Annotated in this window: 19 protein-coding genes and 1 pseudogene; 13 read left to right on the forward strand and 7 right to left on the reverse strand. The window is 68.3% G+C overall.

Annotation, left to right across the window (positions count from 1 at the left end; all coding sequences use genetic code 11):
• Window position 1: 1 nt before the first annotated feature.
• Window positions 2–1,885: pseudogene (gene recQ / locus ACW170_RS07045) on the reverse strand (DNA helicase RecQ); the annotation flags it as partial.
• Window positions 1,886–2,005: 120 nt separating this feature from the next.
• Window positions 2,006–2,983: a complex I NDUFA9 subunit family protein gene (locus ACW170_RS07050; RefSeq protein ID WP_492088934.1), complete on the reverse strand. Its 978-nt coding sequence runs from the start codon at window positions 2,981–2,983 to the stop codon at window positions 2,006–2,008.
• A 114-nt stretch (window positions 2,984–3,097) separates the two neighbouring features.
• On the opposite strand from ACW170_RS07050, the gene ACW170_RS07055 reads away from it, so the two are divergent.
• Window positions 3,098–3,529, forward strand: coding sequence for a DUF488 domain-containing protein (locus ACW170_RS07055; protein WP_492089151.1), 432 nt, complete (start codon window positions 3,098–3,100; stop codon window positions 3,527–3,529).
• Between the two features lie 268 nt (window positions 3,530–3,797).
• Here ACW170_RS07055 and ACW170_RS07060 read toward each other — a convergent pair whose 3' ends face one another.
• On the reverse strand, window positions 3,798–5,744 hold the full coding sequence (locus ACW170_RS07060) for a M1 family metallopeptidase (protein ID WP_492088935.1): 1,947 nt from the start codon (window positions 5,742–5,744) through the stop codon (window positions 3,798–3,800).
• Window positions 5,745–5,828: 84 nt separating this feature from the next.
• Entirely contained in the window at window positions 5,829–7,076 is a 1,248-nt protein-coding gene (locus ACW170_RS07065; protein WP_492088936.1) for a multidrug effflux MFS transporter, read from the reverse strand.
• A gap of 128 nt (window positions 7,077–7,204) precedes the next feature.
• Here ACW170_RS07065 and ACW170_RS07070 point away from each other — a divergent pair, with 128 nt between their 5' ends.
• The 5 genes from ACW170_RS07070 (at window position 7,205) to ACW170_RS07090 (ending at window position 11,779) form a co-directional block, all read left to right on the forward strand.
• A complete protein-coding gene (locus ACW170_RS07070; RefSeq protein WP_492088937.1) occupies window positions 7,205–8,650 on the forward strand; it encodes an AMP nucleosidase in 1,446 nt (481 codons plus the stop codon).
• Between the two features lie 115 nt (window positions 8,651–8,765).
• A complete protein-coding gene (locus ACW170_RS07075; protein WP_492088938.1) occupies window positions 8,766–9,389 on the forward strand; it encodes a hypothetical protein in 624 nt (207 codons plus the stop codon).
• Window positions 9,389–9,691, forward strand: coding sequence for a winged helix-turn-helix domain-containing protein (locus tag ACW170_RS07080; RefSeq protein ID WP_492088939.1), 303 nt, complete (start codon window positions 9,389–9,391; stop codon window positions 9,689–9,691). The genes ACW170_RS07075 and ACW170_RS07080 overlap by 1 nt, the downstream gene beginning before the upstream one ends.
• 10 nt (window positions 9,692–9,701) lie before the next feature.
• Window positions 9,702–10,481, forward strand: a complete 780-nt coding sequence (locus ACW170_RS07085; protein ID WP_492088940.1) for a tyrosine-protein phosphatase — start codon at window positions 9,702–9,704, stop codon at window positions 10,479–10,481.
• Window positions 10,478–11,779 carry an anthranilate synthase component I family protein gene (locus ACW170_RS07090; RefSeq protein ID WP_492088941.1) on the forward strand — a complete coding sequence of 434 codons (1,302 nt, stop codon included), beginning with the start codon at window positions 10,478–10,480 and terminating at the stop codon, window positions 11,777–11,779. Before ACW170_RS07085 ends, ACW170_RS07090 begins: the two co-directional genes overlap by 4 nt.
• Before the next feature lie 13 nt (window positions 11,780–11,792).
• On the opposite strand, the gene ACW170_RS07095 is transcribed toward ACW170_RS07090, so the two are convergent.
• From ACW170_RS07095 to ACW170_RS07105, 3 genes are read right to left on the reverse strand one after another with little or no spacing between them, the layout of a single operon-like run.
• Window positions 11,793–12,350 carry a TadE/TadG family type IV pilus assembly protein gene (locus tag ACW170_RS07095; RefSeq protein ID WP_492088942.1) on the reverse strand — a complete coding sequence of 186 codons (558 nt, stop codon included), beginning with the start codon at window positions 12,348–12,350 and terminating at the stop codon, window positions 11,793–11,795.
• Window positions 12,343–12,885, reverse strand: coding sequence for a TadE/TadG family type IV pilus assembly protein (locus tag ACW170_RS07100; protein WP_492088943.1), 543 nt, complete (start codon window positions 12,883–12,885; stop codon window positions 12,343–12,345). Before ACW170_RS07100 ends, ACW170_RS07095 begins: the two co-directional genes overlap by 8 nt.
• 10 nt (window positions 12,886–12,895) lie before the next feature.
• A complete protein-coding gene (locus ACW170_RS07105; RefSeq protein ID WP_492088944.1) occupies window positions 12,896–13,300 on the reverse strand; it encodes a pilus assembly protein N-terminal domain-containing protein in 405 nt (134 codons plus the stop codon).
• A 237-nt stretch (window positions 13,301–13,537) separates the two neighbouring features.
• Here ACW170_RS07105 and ACW170_RS07110 point away from each other — a divergent pair, with 237 nt between their 5' ends.
• From ACW170_RS07110 to ACW170_RS07140, 7 genes are all read left to right on the forward strand, one after another.
• The gene (locus ACW170_RS07110; RefSeq protein WP_271165234.1) at window positions 13,538–13,714 is read left to right on the forward strand and encodes a Flp family type IVb pilin; all 177 of its coding nucleotides are present in this window, start codon (window positions 13,538–13,540) and stop codon (window positions 13,712–13,714) included.
• Between the two features lie 117 nt (window positions 13,715–13,831).
• Window positions 13,832–14,347, forward strand: coding sequence for an A24 family peptidase (locus ACW170_RS07115; RefSeq protein WP_492088945.1), 516 nt, complete (start codon window positions 13,832–13,834; stop codon window positions 14,345–14,347).
• A gap of 125 nt (window positions 14,348–14,472) precedes the next feature.
• Window positions 14,473–15,375: a Flp pilus assembly protein CpaB gene (cpaB, locus tag ACW170_RS07120; protein WP_492088946.1), complete on the forward strand. Its 903-nt coding sequence runs from the start codon at window positions 14,473–14,475 to the stop codon at window positions 15,373–15,375.
• 11 nt (window positions 15,376–15,386) lie between these two features.
• Complete coding sequence (locus ACW170_RS07125) at window positions 15,387–16,796, forward strand: type II and III secretion system protein family protein (protein WP_492088947.1); 1,410 nt, start codon at window positions 15,387–15,389, stop codon at window positions 16,794–16,796.
• An 8-nt stretch (window positions 16,797–16,804) separates the two neighbouring features.
• On the forward strand, window positions 16,805–17,464 hold the full coding sequence (locus ACW170_RS07130; RefSeq protein WP_492088948.1) for a CpaD family pilus assembly protein: 660 nt from the start codon (window positions 16,805–16,807) through the stop codon (window positions 17,462–17,464).
• A gap of 3 nt (window positions 17,465–17,467) precedes the next feature.
• Entirely contained in the window at window positions 17,468–19,069 is a 1,602-nt protein-coding gene (locus ACW170_RS07135; protein ID WP_492088949.1) for a cellulose synthase operon protein YhjQ/BcsQ, read from the forward strand.
• 225 nt (window positions 19,070–19,294) lie between these two features.
• Window positions 19,295–20,743: a TadA family conjugal transfer-associated ATPase gene (locus ACW170_RS07140; protein ID WP_492089152.1), complete on the forward strand. Its 1,449-nt coding sequence runs from the start codon at window positions 19,295–19,297 to the stop codon at window positions 20,741–20,743.
• Window positions 20,744–20,745: the final 2 nt, after the last annotated feature.

Here is a 20,745-nt window from a genome sequence, read left to right on the forward strand (position 1 = left end):
CCAACGTCTCCAGCACCCCCTTGCCGTAGCGGTCCAGTTTCGACTGGCCGACGCCGGGCAGGGCGCCCAGGGCGGTCAGGTCGCCCGGTTCGGCGTGGGCGATTTCCAGCAGGGTCTTGTCCTGGAAGATGACATAGGGCGGGACGTGCTGTTCCGAGGCGCGGTCGCGGCGCCAGGCCCGCAGGGCCTCGAACCGGGCGCGGACGTCGGCGTCCATGGTCTCGAGCGCGGCGTTGCGACCTTCGCCGGTGCGGTCGCGGCGATTGCGCGGATTGCCCGAGCGCGTGCCGACGTCATAGCCTGCGGGCACGCGGCGGACCTCGATCTTGCGTTCGGCCTTGTAGACGGCGCGCACGGCCTCGCCGTCGCCCAGACCGACCAGGGGCTTGCCGTCGTTCGGATCCTCGACCAGCAGGCCCTCGAACAACAGGTGATCGACGATGTCGCGCCAGCCGTTGGGCGAGATGTCGGCGCCTATGCCCCAGGTGGACAACTGCTGCTCCCACGGCTGGACCGTTTTGGTGCGGCCGGTCAGGTGATCGACGATCCGGCCCCGGCCGAACCGGCCGCCCAGACGCTGGACCGCCGCCAGGGCCTTCTGCGCCGGGACAGTGGCGTCGTAGAGAAGCGGCGGGTCGCCGCAGATGTCGCAGACGCCGCACGGGTCGGCGTCGGTCTCGCCGAAATAGCGGCGCACGGCCTGGGCGCGGCAGACGGCGCCGTCCAGCATGGCGAACAGCTGGCGGGCCTTGCGCACCTGAACCTGTTTGACCTCTTCGGCCATCGGGCGGCTGTCCAGCCGACGCAGGGTCCAGGCGATGTCGGAGGGGCCGTACAGGGTGATGCCCTCGGCCGGTTCGCCGTCACGGCCGCCCCGGCCGATCTCCTGCCAATAGGCCTCAAGACTGCCCGGCGGATCGGCGTGGATGACGAAGCGGACGTCGGCCTTGTCCACCCCCATGCCGAAGGCGATGGTGGCGACCATGACGGCGCCGTCCTCGGCCAGGAACCGTTCCAGCCGGCGGTCCCGCTCCTTGTTGTCCATGCCGGCGTGATAGGCGATGGCGTTGGTCCCGGCGTCGCGCAGAGCCTGGGCCACGCGGTCGCAGCCGTCGCGGCTGCCGCAATAGACCACGCCCGGCTTGCCGCGCCGCTCGCGCACCAGTTCGATGACCCGGGCGTCGGTCTTGGCGCGTGAGGCGCTTTCCTTGCGCTCGGCCGACAGTTGCAGGTTCGGGCGGGCGAAACTGTCGACGAAGACCTTGGCCTGTTCAAGCCGCAGCGAGCGCAGGATGTCGTCGCGGGTGCGGGCGTCGGCGGTGGCGGTGACGGCGATGCGCGGGACGTTCGGGAACCGCTCGGCCAGCAGACCCAGGTTGCGATAGTCGGGACGGAAATCGTGCCCCCATTGAGAGACGCAGTGGGCCTCGTCGATGGCGATCAGGCTCAGCGGCAGCTCGGCCAGCCGGTCCATCATGGCGCCGGCCGCAAGGCCTTCCGGCGAGACATACAGCAGGTCCAGATCGCCGGACCGGGCCGCGGCCCAGATGGCCGAACGCTCGTCCAGCGAGACGCCGGAATCCAGCCGGGCGGCGGCGACGCCCTGCTGCTTCAGAGCCTCGACCTGGTCGGTCATCAGGGCGATCAGGGGCGAGACCACCAGGCCGAGGCCGGGGCGGAGGATGGCCGGGATCTGATAGCAGACGCTCTTGCCGCCGCCGGTCGGCAGGACGGCCAGGACGTCGCGCCCGGCCAGGATTTCGTCCACGACCTGGCTTTGCAGGCCCCGGAAGTCGGCATGGCCCCAGACGCGCGACAGCAGGGACCGGGCGTCGTCCAGCGTCGGGTCTTGGGCGGGGCGGGACTGGGTTTGCGTGGCCGGCATCCGAGAGTTGTGCACTATTTGTTCCGGAATGCGAAGACGCCCCGGCCGTTTTCACGGCCGGGTCTAAGGTTAGGTTGGGCCGTTTCCACGGCCGGGTCTCAGATCAGACGGGACGAAGCCTCAGTGGGCGGGCGAGACGGCGAACTGGCCGCCGTCGCGATAGCGCCACAGGTAGGAGGGGGCGATGGCCTCCATGCCGGTCGGCGTGGTCAGGCCCAGGTCGGCCAGGGTCGCGGCGCCGGGCGAGACGACATTGTCCTTCTCCAGCATGACGACCTGATCGCGGGTCAGGGGCGGGGTCAGGCCGATCAGGCTGACGGTCTGAAGCACCGAACCCAGCAGCTTGGCGACAGGGAAGGGGATGGGCGCCAGCAGGCGGTCGCGACCGGTCTCGCGACGCACCAGCTCCAGCACTTCGCGGAAGCTGTAGACGTCCGGCCCGCCCAGTTCGTAGGTGCGGCCGGCCGCGTCGCCGCGGACGACGGCGCGCGCCACAGCCTCGGCCACGTCGGCGACATAGACCGGTTGGAACCGGGTCTTGCCGCCGCCGATCAGCGGCAGGGCGGGCGACGAGGTCGCCATGGCGGCGAACCGGTTCAGGAAGCCGTCGCTGGCGCCGAACACCAGGGACGGACGCAGGATGACGGCGTCCGGATAGACGGCGCGAATTTCGTTTTCGGCCTCGCCCTTGGTGCGGGCGTAGGCGGAGCGGCTGTTGGCGTCGGCGCCGATGGCCGAGATCTGGACGACGCGCTCCACCCCGGCGGCCTTGGACGCCTGGGCGATGTTCTTGGCGGCCTCGACATGGGCGCTCTTGAAGCCGCGCTTGCCGCCGCCGTCGTGCAGGACCCCGACCAGATTGACCACGGCGTCCGAGCCGCGCACGGCGGCCGCCACGTCGTCGGCGTTGGTCACGTCGCAACGCATGAACTGGATCTGGCCCGGATCGCCCAGGGGCTGGACCTCGATGGCCAGAACCGGGTTGCGCACCGCAACGCGGATGCGCCAGCCGCGACGGGCCAGGGCGCGCACCGCCTGCGATCCGATGAAGCCGGAACCTCCGAAGAGGGTCACGACGCCGGGGGCGAGGTCAGCCATGGGGAAAGCTCCAGTCGAAATCCGTGTTGCGGGATAGCCGATGGGGCGCCGCGCCGCAACGCGGCGATTGACGGTCAAGCTGGCGATCGACGCGTGCGCGCCCATCTGTGGTTCATGCAAGTCTTCACCATAGGCTACGAAGGCGCGAGCCAGGCGCAGGTGATCGATCGGCTGAAGGCGGCCCGGGTCGATCTGTTGGTCGATGTTCGCGCGGTCGCCGCCTCGCGCCGCGCCGGATTTTCCAAGACGATTCTGGGCGAAAGCCTGAAGGCCGAGGGGATCGACTATCTCCATCTGCGCGGCCTCGGCACGCCCAAGGCTGGGCGGGACGCGGCCCGCAAGGGGCATGTCGCCGAGATGCGCGCCATTTTCGCGGACCATCTGGCCGAGCCTCAGGCCCAGATGGAATACGAACGGCTGAAGGCGCTGGCGGGCGAGAAGCGCGTGGCCCTGCTGTGCTTCGAGGCCGACCACGCCGGGTGCCACCGCGCCGTGCTGGCGGAGCGGCTGTCGGACGAGGCCGGCGCGACCGTGATCAACCTTTAGGGACGTCCGTATCTTCTTTCGTCATTCTCCGGCGAGCGTAGCGAGACCGGGGAACCCAGCGGCGCGCGAGAGCGCGAACCTGTCGCGGACCCGATCTTTAAACATCCCGCGGTGGACACATCGCCTTCGGCGCCGCTGGGCTCCCCGGTCTGCGCCGCGAAGGCGCGGCTTGCCGGAGAATGACGAAAGAATAAGGGGGCTGCGCCTTCTAACCCGTCATCGCTTCGCGCGCCTCCTCCCCGCAACGCGGGGAGGAGGCGCGGACAGGTTAAGGTCGGCCCACCAGCTGATCGACCGAACCGCTGGTGACCGGGTGATACAGCGGCCGGGCCTCGGCGTAGATGCGGCGGGCGATGGGGCGACCCCAGTCGCCCTCGTTCCACAGGGTCTGGAACAGGGGCATGACGAACTTGCGCCGGCCCTGGCTGGTCAGGAACCGCTCGGCCGTCGCGACCGACGGTTGGTAGCGATGGGCCAGGGCGATCTGCAGCCAGGCGAAGGTGAGTTCGCTGTTGCCTTCGTTCGCCAGGTTCAGGGTGCGCTCCAGATCGGCCAACTGGGCGGCGGTCAGCCAGTCGGCGTTCGCCGCCAGGCCGTCGGGACGCCAGCCCAGGAAGCGCTGCCGCTGCTGGGTGTTCCACTCCGCCCAGGGAATGGCCGAGGCCGGTCCCTTGTCCTTGAAGAAGGCCACGGCGGCCGCATCGACCGGGGCGAAGGCGTTCGAGACCGGCGCCACGGCGTTGGACGGCAGGCCGGGCTGATAGACCCAGGCGTCCAACTGCAACTGCGACTCCAGGGTGGCGTCGCTCCTCACCAGATGGGTGCGGATGTCCTCCAGGAACATGGCCGTGGTCATCGGCCGATAGGCGTTGCGGTCGAAATAGCCGCGCAGCCAGGCGTCGAACTTATCGCGCCCGGCGATCCGCTCGATGGTGCGCAGGAAGGCCGAACCCTTGTCATAGGCGATGGTGTTCATGCCGTCGTCGGGATCGCGGCCGGTCAGGTCCAGATGCAGGCGGGTGTCGGCGGGGGCCAGGGACTTCAGCTCGTCCTGCAGCCCGTCCCAGCTCAGCACCTGTTCCTGCACCGCCCGGTCATGGCCGTAGATCGACTCCATGATCCGGTTCTCGAAATAGGTGGTGAAGCCCTCGTTCAGCCAGAAGTCGTTCCAGGTGGCGTTGGTGACCAGATTGCCCGACCAGGAGTGGGCCAGTTCGTGCGCCACCAGCGAGACCAGTGACTGGTCCCCGGCGATGATGGTCGGGGTGGCGAAGGTCAGTTTGGGGTTTTCCATCCCGCCGAACGGGAAGCTGGGCGGCAGGACCAGCAGGTCGTAGCGGCCCCACCGATAGGGGCCGTACAGCTTCTCGGCCGCGTCCACCATTTCGGCGGTCGGCTCCAGCTCGGCGGCGGCGGCGCGCAGGCGGCTGGGCTCGGTCCAGACGCCGGTCCGCTCGTCGAAGGGGGCGAAGGCGATGTCGCCGACGCCGATGGCGATCAGATAGGGCGGGATCGGATTGTCCATCCGGAAGCGCCAAGACTTCATGCCGTTTGCGGCCGCCTCGCCCTTGGGCGTCAGCTGGTCGGCGCTCATGACCACGGTCAGGTCGGCCGGGGCGGTGATGCGGGCCGAATAGGTCTGCCGGATGCCGGGGCTGTCCTGGGTCGGAACCCAGGTGCGGGTCAGGATGGCCTGGCCCTGGCTGAACAGATAGGGTTTCTGGCCGCCCGCCGTCTGGCTGGGCGACAGCCATTGCAGGGCCGCCGCGTCGGGACGGGTCGAGTAGCGGACGGTGATCTTGCGCCGCTCATTGGCGGCGAAGGCCGGGAAATAGACCGTCAGGGGCTGGCCCTTGATGGCGTCATTGTCGCCGACGACATAGCGCAGCGGTTGCCCTGAGGCGTCGCGCACGTCCTGGATGTCCAGGTTGCGGATGTCCAGGATCACCTCATTGGCGCCGGGGACAGCCAGGATGTCCAGCGTCGCCGTGCCCGACAGGGTCTTGGCGTTGAAGTCGGCGGTCAGGTCCAGGGCCACGTCGACGACGCGGGCGATCTCGGGCCGGGCGTAGGTGTGGCTGTCCACCGCGTCCGGACCCGGAGCCGGGGCGACGGCGGGCGGCGCCAGGGACGCGGCTCCGGTCGTGGCGGAGCAGGCGCCCAGAACCGAGGCAAGGGCGATGGCGGAGACGAGACCGAAGACTTTGCGCTTCATCGAGGCTTTCCGGGGCTGACCTTAAGGATTGGCCGGAGAACGCGCGGAAAAGCCGAAAAGATCAAGTCTGGGGTCCGTAAAGCCTCAGTGCGCCGCCGCCGGGGCGTGGTGGGCCCGGAACAGACGTCCCCGCTCGGCGAACAGGACCCAGGCCAGGGCGATCAGGCCGAAGACGGTGAAGCCCAGCACCATGGGCACGGTCGTGCCGTTGAACTGCTGCCCCACTGCAAAGCCCAGCAAGGAGCCGAAGATGGTGGAGATGAAGCCCTGGATCGAGGCGGCGGTGCCGGCGATATGGCCCATGGTCTCCATGGCCATGGCGCCGAAATTGCCGGCGATCAGACCGAAGCAGAACATGGTCAGGGTCTGAAGGATCGCAAAGGTCCAGATGGTCTCGTGACCGCTCAGGGCCACCACCGCGTGGATCGCCGAAATGCCGGTGAAGCCGATCAGGGCGGTGTGCGAGATCTTCCGCGACCCCAGCCTCACCACCAGCCGCGCATTGACGATTGAGGCGACGGCGATGCCGCCGGCGATCAAGGCGAAGATCGCCGGGAAGGCCGCCTCGGCGTCGAAGACGTCTGCGAAGATCTGCTGCGACGAGTTGATGAAGCCGAACAGGGCGCCGGTGATAGCCGTCATGGCCAGGGTGTAGCCCATGGCGGTGCGGTCGGTCAGAGCGGTCTTGTAGGCCGAGGTCAGGCGCTTCACCTGGATCGGCAGCCGATCCTCGGGCTTCAGGGTCTCGGGCAGGCGCAGGGCCGCCCAGACGATCAGGCCGACGCCGATCAGGCCCAGGCCGGCGAAGATCCAGCGCCACGGCCCGACCAGCATGATCAGCTGGCCGATGGACGGCGCCAGGATGGGCACGCCCAGGAAAACCAGGAAGCTGAAGGACATGACGCGGGCCATGGTGCGGCCTTCGTAACGGTCGCGCACAATGGAGACGGCCAGCACGCGGGTGCAGGCGCTGCCCAGGCCCTGGCCGATCCGGGCCAGGATCAGCATGTCGAAGGAGGGCGCCAGGGTCGCCAGCAGGCTGAACACCACATAGAGGCCGACGCCGACCATCAGCACGGACTTGCGTCCGAACCGGTCCGCCAACGGGCCGTAAATCAGCTGGGCCCCGCCGAAGCCGAGCAGATAGGCGGTCACCACCCATTGGCGGCTGTTCTCATTGGCCACGCCCAGGTCTTCGCCGATATGCGGGAGGGCCGGCAGCATGGAGTCGATGGCCAGGGCGTTCAGCGCCATCATCAGGGCGATTAGGCAGACGAACTCGACGAAGCCGAGCTCCTTCTTGGCGGGGGCTGACGCGGGGGAAGAGGACATTCGGGCCAGATGCGCCGTCGCGTTGCGAACCGCAACCATGCGCCTGTCATAAATTGCTGCAACGCAGCGAAATCGAGGTTGACCGCCGGGCGCCTCGCCAAAGCCAAGAAGCTTCGCTAGAGGAAGTCATGACAGAACAGATGACAGCACAGGCGGCGCTGGACCGCCTCGAAACCCTCTACACCCAATCCGTGACCAATCTGCGCGACGCCGTGCGGGATTTCGTCAACACCGGCGCGCGGCCCGACCCGCTGAAACGCGCCGAAGGGGTGTTCGCCTATCCCGAACTTCGCATCCGTTGGGACGGGGATCGCCCACAGGACCTGGAGCCGCGCGCCTACGCCCGGCTGTCGAAACAGGGAACCTACGCCACCACCGTCACCCGGCCGGACCTGTTCCGTCCCTATCTGACCGAACAGCTGGGCCTGTTGGAACAGGAATACGGCGCGACCTTTGAGGTCGGGATCTCACGCCAGGAGATACCCTTCCCCTATGTGACCGACGGGCTGGAGGTGGCGCTGGACCGGTCGATGACGGCCGCCCTGGCGCGCTGGTTCCCGACCACGGACCTGGCCCATATCGGCGACGAGATCGCCGACGGCCTGTTCGACATGGGCGGCGACTTCCCTCTGTCGCATTTCGACGGCTTGCGGACCGACTTCTCGCTGGCGCGGCTGCGGCACTACACCGGAACCCCGGTGGACGATGTTCAGTCCTATGTCCTGTTCACCAACTATAATCGCTACGTCGACGAGTTCGTGCGCTGGGCCATCGAACAGCTTCAGACGCCGGGCACGCCCTACGAGACCCTGTCCTGCGCCGGCGGGGTGATCATCACGCGCGAGACGGCCAACCCCGAGGCGGCGATCAGCGACACGGCCTGGAAGAAGCACCAGATGCCGGCCTATCACCTGACCGCGCCGGGCCATCAGGGCGTGACCCTGGTCAATATCGGCGTCGGCCCGTCCAACGCCAAGACCATCACCGACCACCTCGCCGTCACCCGCCCGCACGTCTGGCTGATGATCGGTCACTGCGGCGGCCTGCGCGCCAGCCAGACCATCGGCGACTATGTCCTGGCCCACGCCTATCTGCGCGACGACCATGTGCTGGACGCGGTCCTGCCGCCGGACATTCCGATCCCTTCGATCGCCGAGGTCCAGCGCGCCCTGTACGATGCGACCAAGTCGGTCAGCGGCATGCCCGGCGACGAGGTCAAGCGGCGCCTGCGCACCGGCACGGTCGTCACCACCGACGACCGGAACTGGGAGCTGCGCTATTCCAAGTCGGCCCTGCGCTTCAACCAGAGCCGCGCCGTCGCCATCGACATGGAAAGCGCCACCATCGCGGCCCAGGGCTATCGGTTCCGCGTCCCTTACGGCACCCTGTTGTGCGTCTCGGACAAGCCGTTGCACGGCGAGATCAAACTGCCGGGCCAGGCCAACCGCTTCTACGAAGGCTCGATTTCTGAGCATTTGCAGATCGGAATCCAGGCGGTTGACCTGATGCGCAACGAGGGGCCGAAACTCCACTCCCGCAAACTCCGCGCCTTCGACGAGCCGCCGTTCAGGTGATCGGTGCATGCCTCCTCCCCGCGTTCGCGGGGAGGGAAGCGCCTCAGAAAAAGAACTTTACATAGTAAAGTTCATTGTGCATCCTGTGGTCATCGGATTTCAGGAGGAGGGTGCCATGACGCGCGAGACGCAGACTATTCAGGACGACATCGCCTATATGCGGGCACTGGCCCAGGAGGGGCGGCACGCGCCCTTGCTGGCGGGGCCGTTCCTCGTTACGGCCGCCGTTGTTTTCGGTGCGGCCAATATAGGGCAATGGGCTCTGCTTAGCGGGGTGATCGACGCGAGCCCCTGGGCGCCGGTCTGGCTCTGGATCGGAGCTGGGCTTGTCTTCGGTGCAGCCTTGGCCGTGTTGATTCAGCGGATGAAGGGCAAGCCGGGCTTCAACTCGTCGGGCAATCGCGCGGTTGGGGCGGCCTGGTCGGCCGTGGGGTACGGCATCTTCGCCACATGGCTGGGGCTGATGGCCAGGGGGCTGAACAGTGGCGATTGGTCGGCCATGATGGCCATGCCAATCGTGGTCTTTGTGGCCTATGGCTCGGCCTGGATCATTGCCGGGACTATGACGAACACGCGCTGGATGACCCTGACCGGGCTCGGGTCCTATGTCGGGGCGGTGGCCATGGGCTGGTTTGCGGGCTACATGGCCATGTATCTGGTTTTCGCAGGGATGATCTTCGCCGTCGCCTTTGTTCCCGGCCTGATACTGATGCGGCAGGAACCGTCGGAGATCGTCTGATGGCGGATGATTTCGACATCAGCCGCATCGACGAGGTCATCCACGGGCGGATCCGGCTGGGCATCATGGCCTATCTGTCCGGGGCCGAGGCGGCGGACTTCAATACGCTGAAGGCCCGATTGCAGACGACCGACGGCAATCTGTCGGTCCATCTGCGAAAGCTGGAGGAGGCGGGCTTCGTCGCCGTGACCAAGAGCTTCATCGGGCGCAAGCCTCTGACCGAGGCCAGTCTGACCGAGGAAGGCCGCGCCGCCTTCGTCGCCTACTTGGACGCCATGGCGGGCCTGCTGCCGGCGCGCTAGAAGCGGGGGCATGAGTCACCGTCTCCACGCCTTCGAGGCCATCGACAATTTCCGCGACTATGGCGACTACGCCACGGCGGCCGGGCGACGCGTGCGTCCCGGCCGCCTGCTGCGTTCGGGTCATCACGCCCGGGCCAGCGACGCCGATCTGGAGCGGCTGAAGGGGTTCGGCCTGGGGGCGGTGGTCGATCTGCGCCGACCGGGCGAAAGGCGCGACCAGCCCTCGCGACGGCATGACGGCTTCGACGCCCCGGTGATCGAGGGCGGGATCGACGACGGGATCGAGGCGCCGCACATCACCTTCCTGAAGACGGCGGACCTGACGCCGGATTCGGGTCGGCGTTTCATGACCCAGACCTATCGCACCCTGCCGTTCGACGCCGCTCACATCGACGTCTTCGGCCGCTATTTCCACGCTCTGGGCGATCAGGATCGGCCCGTGCTGATCCACTGCGCGGCGGGCAAGGACCGGACCGGTTTCCTCGCCGCCCTGACCCATCATCTGCTGGGCGTCCACCGCGACGACCTGGTCGAGGACTATCTGCTGACTAACACGGCCGTCGACCTGGCCGGCCGCGCCCCCGCCATTGCGCGGCGTCTGCACGAGATGACCGGCCGTGTCGCCTCCGACGACGCGGTTGTGGCCTTCCTCGGGGTGGAGGCCGCCTATCTGGAGGCCGCCTTCGCCGAGGTCGAGGCGCGGCATGGATCCCTGGACGCCTATCTGGAACAGGCCCTGGGCGTCGACGCGGCCCTGCGCGCCCGGATCGAGGCGCGGCTGTCGGCGTGAACGGCGCACTGACCCATGTGGTCGTCCGCGATCATCCGTGGACGGACCCCCTGGCTGTCGCGGCCGGGATCGGCGGGGCGGACGGCGCCCTGGTCCTGCTGTCTGACGGCGGGCCGGGCGGCCGCTGGTCCCATGTGGCGGCAAGGCCCGACCGGGTGCGTCTGGGCGAAGTCGAGGCCGATCTGTTCGATCCCCTGCGCGATCCGGCCTGGGGGGCAGGCACGGTGGGGCTGGCCGCCTATGACGCCGGCGCGCGACCGGCGACCGGCGAGCGGCCTCTGGTCTGGCCCGACCTGATCCTGGCTCGCTATCCGGCGATGCTGAGCTTCGACCATCATCAGCGGCGTGTTCGCGCCGTCGGTCGGGGGGCGACGGCGGCGCAGGCTGAGGCGGCGGCCGCCCAGGCGTCGCAATGGCGAGCGGCGGCGGTCACGCCTGCGACGCCCGGGGCTCCGGCCGAGACCTTTACGGCCGAGGCGCCGGACCAGGCCTACCGCGACGCCGTAGCCGAGGTCGTGGCCCGCATCGCCGCCGGTGAACTATTCCAGGCCAATATCGCCCGCGCCTGGGGCGGCGCGCTGAAGCCCGAGGCCGATCCGTTCGACGTCTTCCTGCGGCTGCAACAGGGGCGGGCCTCGCCCTATGGCGCCTTCTGGCGGATCGGCGACCGGGCCCTGGTGTCCAACTCGCCCGAACTGTTCCTGGCCTTCGACGGCGAAACCCGGCGCATTGAAGCGCGGCCGATCAAGGGCACGCGCGCCCGATCTTCCGATCCGCGTCAAGACGCGGCCCTGGCCGCCGAGCTTCAGGCCAGCGCCAAGGACCGGGCCGAAAACCTGATGATCGTCGATCTGATGCGCAACGACCTGGCCCGCGCCTCGCGCGTCGGCTCGGTGGCGGTCGAGCGGCTGTTCGCGGTCGAAAGCCATCCGACCGTCCACCATCTGGTCTCGACCGTGGTGGGTCGAGCCGAGCCGGGGGTGACGCCGGCCGACCTGCTGGACGCGACCTTCCCGCCCGGCTCGATCACCGGGGCGCCCAAACACCAGGCCATGAAGGTCATCGCCGACCTGGAGCCCCCGCGCGGCGCCTGGTGCGGTTCGTTGTTCATTCTGGAAGAGGGCGGCGGCCTGACCGCCTCTGTGCTGATCCGCACGGCGTCGTTCGAACGACGGGACGGCCTCTGGACCTATCGCACCCTGGCCGGGGCGGGCATCGTGGCCGACAGCGATCCTCAGGCGGAACTCGCCGAGACCCAAGTCAAGATATCCGCCCTGCGGCGCGCCCTTATTGGGTGATCAGGCGGGATGATCAGCAGGTCGAGCAGGTGATGACGGCGGTCCGCCGCGGCTCCAGCAGGGCGCGGCGCTCGAACCTGAACTCCGGCAGGAACTGCTGGAAGGGCGACGCATAGGTATAAGCCACTTCGGCGATGATCACCGACTCGCCATTGGCCAGCATGTCGGCGGGCACCTTGGCGGCGGCGACGGTCAGGTCCCCGGACAGGGCGCCGGTGGTCTTGGAACTGCGGCTCCAGTCCACCTTGTAGCTGGACGCCGATACGCGGGTGACGCTGCTGATCCTCTGTTCCAGATCCGTAGAGTTGAAGGGAGCCATGATGCCGGGGCCGGCCTCGAAGATGCCGTCCACCTCGGTCGCGGTCAGGACGGTGGACTGGGAGGCCAGATCGGCGACCGCAGCAGCCACGTGACTGGTCCGCTTCAACGCCATATAGCCCTGACACAGGTCCACCAGCCCGGCGTAAAACAGGATCATCACCGGGGCGATCAGGGCGAATTCGACTGCGGACACGCCCCGCTCGTCGCCGGCCAGTCTGCGCAACAGTCTGCGGATCGAGAGCCTAGGCATTCCAGGGCTCGTTGCGGAAGGCGGTGGTGGACGAGATGACGACCTCGCCCGCGCCGCCGCTGGTGACCGCCTGGGTCAGCGACGGGGCGATCATCGGCTGGCGATACCAGATCCGCACCAGGATCAGGTCCTGCGCGTCGCCGCCGTCATAACTGTCTTCATCGGGCACGCCGTCGCCGTCGGCGTCAGTTCCTTCATCTTCCGCGGCGAAATGGGCGACGACACGAACGTCGATCGTGGTCCGTGCCGCGCAGTCGCTCTGGAACACGCTCATGTTGGCGCAGAAGGCCGTCTTGAACTTGGCTGCGTCGAACCCCTGCTCCTGGGCCTGGCCCGTGCGGATCAGACGGGTGGCGTCGATCACGGCGTTTTCGGCCACGGCGTCGATCATGAAGACCAGACCCAGCTCGAGCAGCGAATACAGCAGGACGAAGAAGGGCACGGCCACCATGGCGAATTCGACAGCCGCCGCGCCCTCGCGCGCCTTGCGGGCGGCGCTGCGGCGTGGCCGGATCAAGACAAGGCGGCGGATCATCAAGCGGTCCCTAGGGCGCGACGGCGGCCGCCGCGCCTTGAGACTTGCGTACGCTGGGGGCGCAGGAGGAGCCGCACGCCATTTCGGTCGCTTGGGCCCCGCGCCAGACGCGCACCGTGCCGGTCGAGCCGCCGGTGACGACGATTTCGCGCTGGAACAGGGTGCGGCCCAGGCTGTCCACGGCGACGACCTCGGTCACGCCATAGCCCTTGCCGAGGATGAACAGGGTGTTGGCGTCCACGACGGTGACGTCGGCGATCCCCGGATTGCCGACGATCACAGAGGAGGCCGGACCGCTCAGTTGAACCCGGGCGGAGCGATCGATCTCGACATTAAGGGCGCTGTTCTGGGCGGACGTCGCCATTGGAGCGGCGACAAAGGCGGCGGCGAGCAGGATCGGAAGGGGGCGGGGCATCGGCGGCTCTGGTGCGATAGCGCGTATGAACGCGGACGCGCGCATATTGCCGCCCGCTTCCTCAACAAAGGCTGAAGCAATAAAATTCCGATTTTCTTTGGTGAATCCAAACGTAACCACAATTTGTGACTCACCCTTAATAGGCGTTGGCCATTCTGTCCCTGCGTTTGGGGGTCAAGCGGGCTACCGGCTCCCCCCGCCAAGTTGCTCGCTGGACAATTTTAAAAGGGATCTACCATGACCAAGTTCATTTCGCGTTTCGCCAAAGACGAGTCGGGCGCCACCGCCATCGAATACGGCCTGATCGCCGCTCTGATCGCCGTCGTCATCATCACCGCCCTGACCACCCTGGGCACGAACCTTGACGCGACCTTCAAGGGCGTGAGCGACAAGCTTTCCAAGCCCGCCGCCTAAGGCGCGGTCAAGTCTTGAAATCGTGAAGGGCCGGGGCGGCGACGCCCCGGCCCTTTCTCTTTGTCCTTTGCGGACAGGGGAAACGCGGCCTTAACGTCCGGCCGGTAAGGATGAGGGATGCACGCCTTCCTCCTACTGGCCCTGGGCCTGATGCCTGCGCTCGTCATCGTCGGCGGTCTGCACGACCTGGTGACGATGAAGATTCCGAACTGGATCTCGCTGGCGCTGATCGTGCTGTTCTTCCCGGTCGCCCTGGCGGCGGGGCTCGGCCTGACGGGCATGGGCGTCCATGTCGGAGTCGCCGTCCTGGCCCTGATCGTCGGCATGGGGATGTTCGCCCTGAACTGGATCGGCGGCGGCGACGCCAAGCTGATCGCGGCCAGTTGCCTGTGGCTGGGCTGGAGCGGCTCGGCCATGTTCCTGCTGTGGACCGGCGTCGCGGGGGGGCTGTTCTGCCTACTGCTGATCCTGGCGCGCCAGCATCTGCAATTCCTTACGCCCACGGCGCCCGGCTGGGTCGCCCGGTTGCTGGAGCCCAAGGGCCATATTCCCTATGGCGTCGCCATCGCCATCGGCGCCCTGCTGGCCTTCCCAGAGGCTGATCTGATGAGCGGCTTTCTGGCCGGACGGTGACGTCGTTCCCACCTGACCGGAGCGCATCCAGGCTTAGGAGCGCATTAACCCGCAGGCCTCATGATTGTTAACGGCAGCGCACCATGGACCGGGTCCGGGTCGCGGCGTCTGTCGGAGTTCTCTGGATGAAGCCCGCCCGTATCGTCGTCATCTGCATCGCCGCCGTATCGGCGCTCGGTCTGGCCCTGGTGGTCCGCGCCATGGGCAATGGCGCCCCGGCCGCGCCGGCCGCCGCCGCGTCTGTCGAGGCGCGCCCCATGGCCAAGATCCTGGTCGCGGCCAAGGATCTCGAGCCCGGCAAACGTCTGACCGAGGGCGACCTGGCCTGGAAGGACTGGCCGCTGGACGAGGTCAATCCCGCCTTCATCACCGACGGCTCCACGCCTATTCCCGCCAAGCCGGCCGCCGAGAGTTCAGCCGAGAAGACCGAAGCCGCCGTCGAGGGCACGGCCAAGGCTGTCGCCCAGATGGCCGGCCCGGGCGCCAAGGCGGACTATGTCGGCTCGGTCGTGCGCGAGCCTATTCTGGCCGGCGAGCCGATCGTCGGCCGCAAGATCGTGCGCGCCGGCGACAGCGGCTATCTGGCCGCCTATCTGGAGCCCGGCATGCGGGCCATGGCCATCGGCGTGACGGTGGAATCCGCCGCCGGCGGCTTCATCCTGCCGGGCGACCGCGTGGACGTGGTCTTCACCGGCGAGGACAAGAGCGGCGTCGAGGGCGGCGGCGGCAAGTTCATCGCGGGCACCGTCCTGCATAACGTCAAGGTCCTGGCCATCGACCAGTCGACCCGCGCCGGCGACGACGAACAGGCCGTAGTGGGCGCCACCGCCACGCTTGAGGTCGGGCCGCGCGACGCCGAGATCCTGGCCCAGGCCAAGGCCCAGGGCGAGCTGTCCCTGTCGCTGCGTTCCTATGCCGATACGGCCGGGCCCTCCGGCTCGCTCCGTCGCGGCCCCGCTCCCGCCCAGTCTCAGCCCCAGACCGTCCGCATCTACCGCGGCGGCGCCCCCGAGGTGGTGACGCCGTGAGGAAGACGATCATGCGCAAGACCGCCGTCCTCGCCTGCGCCCTGCTGGCGGGCCTAGCCGTCGCGCCCGCCCTTGGCGTGGCCCAGAGCCGCACCGCCGTCTCGACCGGCGCCGCGCCCCGACTTATCAACCTGCCGCGCGGGACCTCCTTCGCCGTCGACCTGCCGGCCGACGCGCGCGACGTCATCGTTTCCAACCCGCAGGTGGCCGAGGCCATGCTGCACTCGCCGCGCCGCATCACCGTCATCGGCGTCACGCCGGGTGAGACAGACGCCGTCTTCCTGGACGCGGCGGGCCGCACCATTCTCAGCCTGCGCGTCCGCGTGGACGCCGGAACCAGCGCCCTGCAGGACACCCTGAGCCGCCTGATCCCCGGCGGTTCGATCCGGGCCGAGGCGGTCAACGACACCATCATCCTGACAGGCACGGCCACCAGCCCGTCCCAGGCCGACCAGGCGCGCCGCGTCGCCGGCGCCTTCGTCAGCGCGCCAGAGAAGGTCATCAATCTGATCGGCGTCACCGGATCCGATCAGGTCACGGTGAAGGCCCGGATCGTCGAAGTGCAGCGCTCGGCGGTCAAGCAACTGGGCATGGACGTCAGCGCCGTGTTGAACACCGTCGGCGACGGTCTGGCTCTGAGCCAGACATCGACCTTCGCGGTTAACGGCAGCCTGCTGGGCGGCGGCGGGGTGGGCTATCGCGACATCAGCGGAAACGGCAACAGCCTGTCGGCCACTGTCCGCGCCTTCGAACGCGCCGGCCTGATGCGCACCCTGGCCGAACCCAATCTGACCTCGGTCAACGGCGAGAACGCCGAGTTCCTGGCCGGCGGCGAATTTCCGGTGCCGGTCGGTCTGTCCGACGACGGCAACGGCGCCCGCGTCGGGATCGAGTTCAAGCCTTACGGCGTGCGTCTGGCCGTGCGGCCGATCGTCCAGTCGGCAGGCCGGATATCGCTGCAATTGTCGACCGAGGTGTCCGAACTCAGCACCGACGGCGCCTTTACCCTGGGAACGGACTCGACCACCCTGGTTATCCCGGGCCTGACCGTGCGCCGCGCCTCGACCACGGTCGAGCTCCCCTCCGGCGGTTCGCTGATGATCGCCGGCCTCTTGAGCGAGTCGACGCGCCAGAACGTCGACAAACTGCCGGCGCTCGGCGATGTGCCCGTGCTGGGCGCGCTGTTCCGGTCGCGCGACTATCTGTCGGGCGAGACCGAGCTGGTCATCATCATCGAGGCCTATCTGGCGTCGCCCACGGCGCCGGGGCGCCTGCAGACGCCTGCCGACGGGCTGCACATCGCCAATGACGCCCAGACCATCCTGTTCGGACAACTGAGCCAGACCTACGGCACGCCCCAGGCTGCACCCGGACCTGCCTCCGCCGGTTGGTCCGGCCCCGTGGGCTATGTGATCGAATGAGCCGTCCCATGATCAGATTCGCCGCCATCGCCGCCGTCTCGGCCCTGGTTTCGGCCTGCGCCGCCAACGGATCGACCGGCGCGCCGCCCCTGAACGCCGCTTCCCGCTATGTGCTGCAGGTCGAACCGGGCGTCGATCGCATCGCCCTGGCGGTGCACGATGGCGGGCTGTCGACCACTCAGCAGGCGGCCCTGGCGGATCTCGCCGCCCGTTTCGTTCAGGCGCGCGGGGACATCATCCGTGTCGAGACCCCGACCGGCGACGATCCGGTCGCGCATCAGGTCGCCTGGAACACCCGTGACGCCCTGGTCGCGCGCGGCGTCCCGGCCGCCCGGGTTCAGGTCGTCTCCTATGACGCCCCCGCCGCCCGTGCGCCGATCCTCGCCGGGTTCGAGACCGTCCGGGCGTTCGTTCCCAACTGCGCCGCCACCCAGGCCGGCATGCGGTCCAGTTTCTCGAACCAGCCGTCGGCGTCGTTCGGTTGCGCCGTGACCGCCAATCTGGCCGCCCAGATCGCCAATCCCCGCGACATCGTCGCTCCGGCCGCCCTCGCCGCGTCGGACACGGGGCGTCGGGGCAAGGTGTTTGACACCTATCGCGCCGGCGCCACCACCTCGGCGCCGCAAGAGCCGTTGATCGACGGCGAAATCTCCAGAGCGGTCGACTAGTTCATGACTATCCCCGCTTCCCGAACCCCCGAGCCCTACGACGATCCCTATGACGTCGATATGGATTTTTCGGAGGCCGCCGCCTTCCCCAGCGAGCCTGCGCGTTCGCCGCTTCAGTTCACGCCGCCCGCCTCTATGCCGACTTCAGCGGAAGCCCAGTCCGTGACCCCGCCGACCGCCGGCGCCGGCTTCAATCCTGTCGGCGACCTGCTGGCCCAGGCCCAGTCGACCCTGACGCCGGCGCCGCAGGAGACGCTGGCGCCGGCGGACCTGGCCGCGTCTGATCTCGCTCCCTCAGGCCTGCCGCCCGCCGGCTTGGCGCCTGCGACCCTGGCCCCCGTCGGTTTGGCCCCGTCCAGCGCTATCGGCGAAGTGTCGGTGCCGCGCATCGCCATCCATGTCTTCGCCGAGCGCCAGGACACCCTGGCGGCGGCCGAGCGCGCCGCTCAGGACCGTCGCCTGTCGCGCGCCACCACCCAGATCCGCATCGGCGGGATCATGGCCGCCGTGGCCGCTTATCAGCACGAGCCGACTCCGCCGCTGATCATCGTCGAATGCCTGAAGGACCCCCAGACCCTGTTGTGGGAGGTCGATCAGCTGGCCGAGGTCTGCGATGCAGGCACCAAGGTCGTCGTCGTTGGCCCGACCAATGACATTCTGCTGTTCCGCGAGCTGATGCGTCGCGGCGTCAGCGAATATCTGGTGGGGCCGCTCCAGCCCCTGCAACTGATCGCGGCCATCGGCGGCCTGTTCAACGACCCGGCCCAACCCTTCGTCGGCCGCTCCATCGCCTTTGTCGGCGCGCGGGGCGGGGCGGGGGCCTCGGCCGTGGCGCACAACACCGCCTACGCCATTTCGGAACGGATCGGCGCCAACACGGTCATCGTCGATTATGACCTGCCGTTCGGCACCGCGGGCCTCGATTTCAACCAGGACCCGCTCAGCGGCGTCGCCGACGCCCTGGGTCAGCCCGACCGGCTGGATTCGACCCTGCTGGACCGGATGATGGTCCGCTGCACCGACAAGCTCAGCCTGTTCGCGGCGCCCGCCACCCTGGACACCGACTGGGACATTTCGACCGAGGCCTTCGAAGAGGTGACGACGCGCATCCGCTCGACGGCGCCCTTCGTGGTCCTGGACCTGCCGCACCTGTGGTCGCCGTGGATGCGCCGCACCCTGATCAGCGCCGATGAAGTGGTGATCGTGGCCACGCCGGACCTGGCCTCGCTGCGCAACGCCAAGAACATGATGGACCTGATCCGTTCGGGTCGGCCCAATGACGCCCCGCCGCGCCTGGTGTTGAACCAGGTCGGCGTGCCGGCCCGTCCCGAGATCCCGGCCAAGGATTTCGGCGCGGCCCTAGGCGTCCATCCCAGCCTGATCATCCCCTTCGACGCCAAGACCTTCGGCGCCGCCGCCAACAACGGCCAGATGATCCTGGACGCGGGCGCCAAGACCAAGGCGGCCGAGGCCTTCCAGACCCTGGCCCAGATCGTCTCGCAGCGGGAGATTCCGGCGCTGGCCGGACCCAAGGCCAAGCCGGGCAAGACCAGCGGCGCGACCGAGTCGAAGTCGCTGTTCGCCGGCATGTTCAAGAAGCGCTGACGGGTGTTCGGAAAGCGCACAGGCCAGCCCGGCGCCGCGACGGTCCCCCTGCGTCCCGCGCCCGCCGCCGGCGCAGGGCCTGAGGTCGGGACCACCTCGCGCCAGCCGACGCCAGGCGTGCAGACCGAGGCCTTCGCCTTTGGGGGCCCCGAATTGGAGCCTGTGGCTGAAGCCTTCGCCGCGGCCGACGCTCCCGCCCAGTTCGGCGGCGCCTCGTCCGGTACGATGGCCGGCGCGGCGAAGGCCGACCGGCTCGACGCCCTGGCCTCTCGCCCCGCACCCGATGCGCCGCATCCGGCCGCCGCTGCTCAAGGCGGCAAACCCGGGCCCGGCCCCAAGGCCACGGCCGGCTTCGAACAGCTGAAAAAGGCTCAAGCGGTCGCCGAGATCGTCCGGGAACAGAGCGACTATTACCACGCGACGAAGACCACCATCTTCAACGCGCTGATGAACACGATCGACCTGGCCCAGCTGGCTCAGCTGGACACCAAGGCCGCGTCGGAAGAAATCCGAGACATCGTCGCCGAACTGGTGGCGATCAAGAATGTCTCCATGTCTGTCGCCGAGCAGGAGCATCTGGTCCAGGACATCGTCAACGACGTCCTCGGCTACGGCCCGCTCGAGCCGCTGCTGTCCCGCGACGACATCGCCGACATTATGGTCAATGGCGCCGGCCGGGTCTTCATTGAGGTCGCGGGCAAGGTCCAGCTGACCAATGTCCGGTTCCGCGACAACAACCAGCTGATGAATATCTGTCAGCGGATCGTGTCCCAGGTGGGCCGCCGCGTCGACGAGTCGAGCCCGATCTGCGACGCCCGCCTGCCCGACGGATCGCGCGTCAACGTCATCGCCCCGCCGCTGGCGCTGGACGGCCCGACCCTGACGATCCGGAAGTTCAAGAAGGACAAGCTGACGATGAAGAACCTGGTGGACTACAAGTCCATCAGTCCCGAGGGCGCGCGCGTCCTGGGCGTCATCGGCGCCTCGCGCTGCAATATCGTCATCTCGGGCGGCACCGGCTCGGGCAAGACGACCCTGCTCAACACCCTGACGGCCTTCATCGACCCGACCGAGCGGGTCATCACCTGCGAGGACGCCGCCGAGCTGCAACTGCAGCAGCCGCACGTCGTGCGCCTGGAGACCCGGCCGCCGAACCTGGAGGGCCAGGGCACCATCACCATGCGCGACCTGGTGAAGAACTGCCTGCGGATGCGTCCCGAAAGGATCATCGTCGGCGAGGTGCGCGGCCCCGAGGCCTTCGACCTGCTGCAGGCGATGAACACCGGCCATGACGGCTCCATGGGCACCCTGCACGCCAACTCCCCGCGCGAGGCCATCAGCCGGATGGAATCGATGATCACCATGGGCGGCTACGGCCTGCCGTCCAAGACCATCCGAGAGATGATCGTCGGCTCGGTCGACGTCATCATCCAGGCCGCCCGCCTGCGCGACGGCTCGCGCCGCATTACCCACATCACCGAGGTGGTCGGGCTGGAAGGCGACGTGATCGTGACCCAGGATCTGTTCGTCTACGATATCACCGGCGAAGACGAGCACGGCAAGGTCATCGGTCGCCACCGCTCGACCGGCATCGCCCGTCCCCGCTTCTGGGACCGCGCCCGCTACTATGGGCTCGAGCGCGAACTGGCCGACGCCCTCGACGCGGCGGAGTAGGG

This window comes from Brevundimonas sp. FV2ps16, assembly GCF_058681075.1.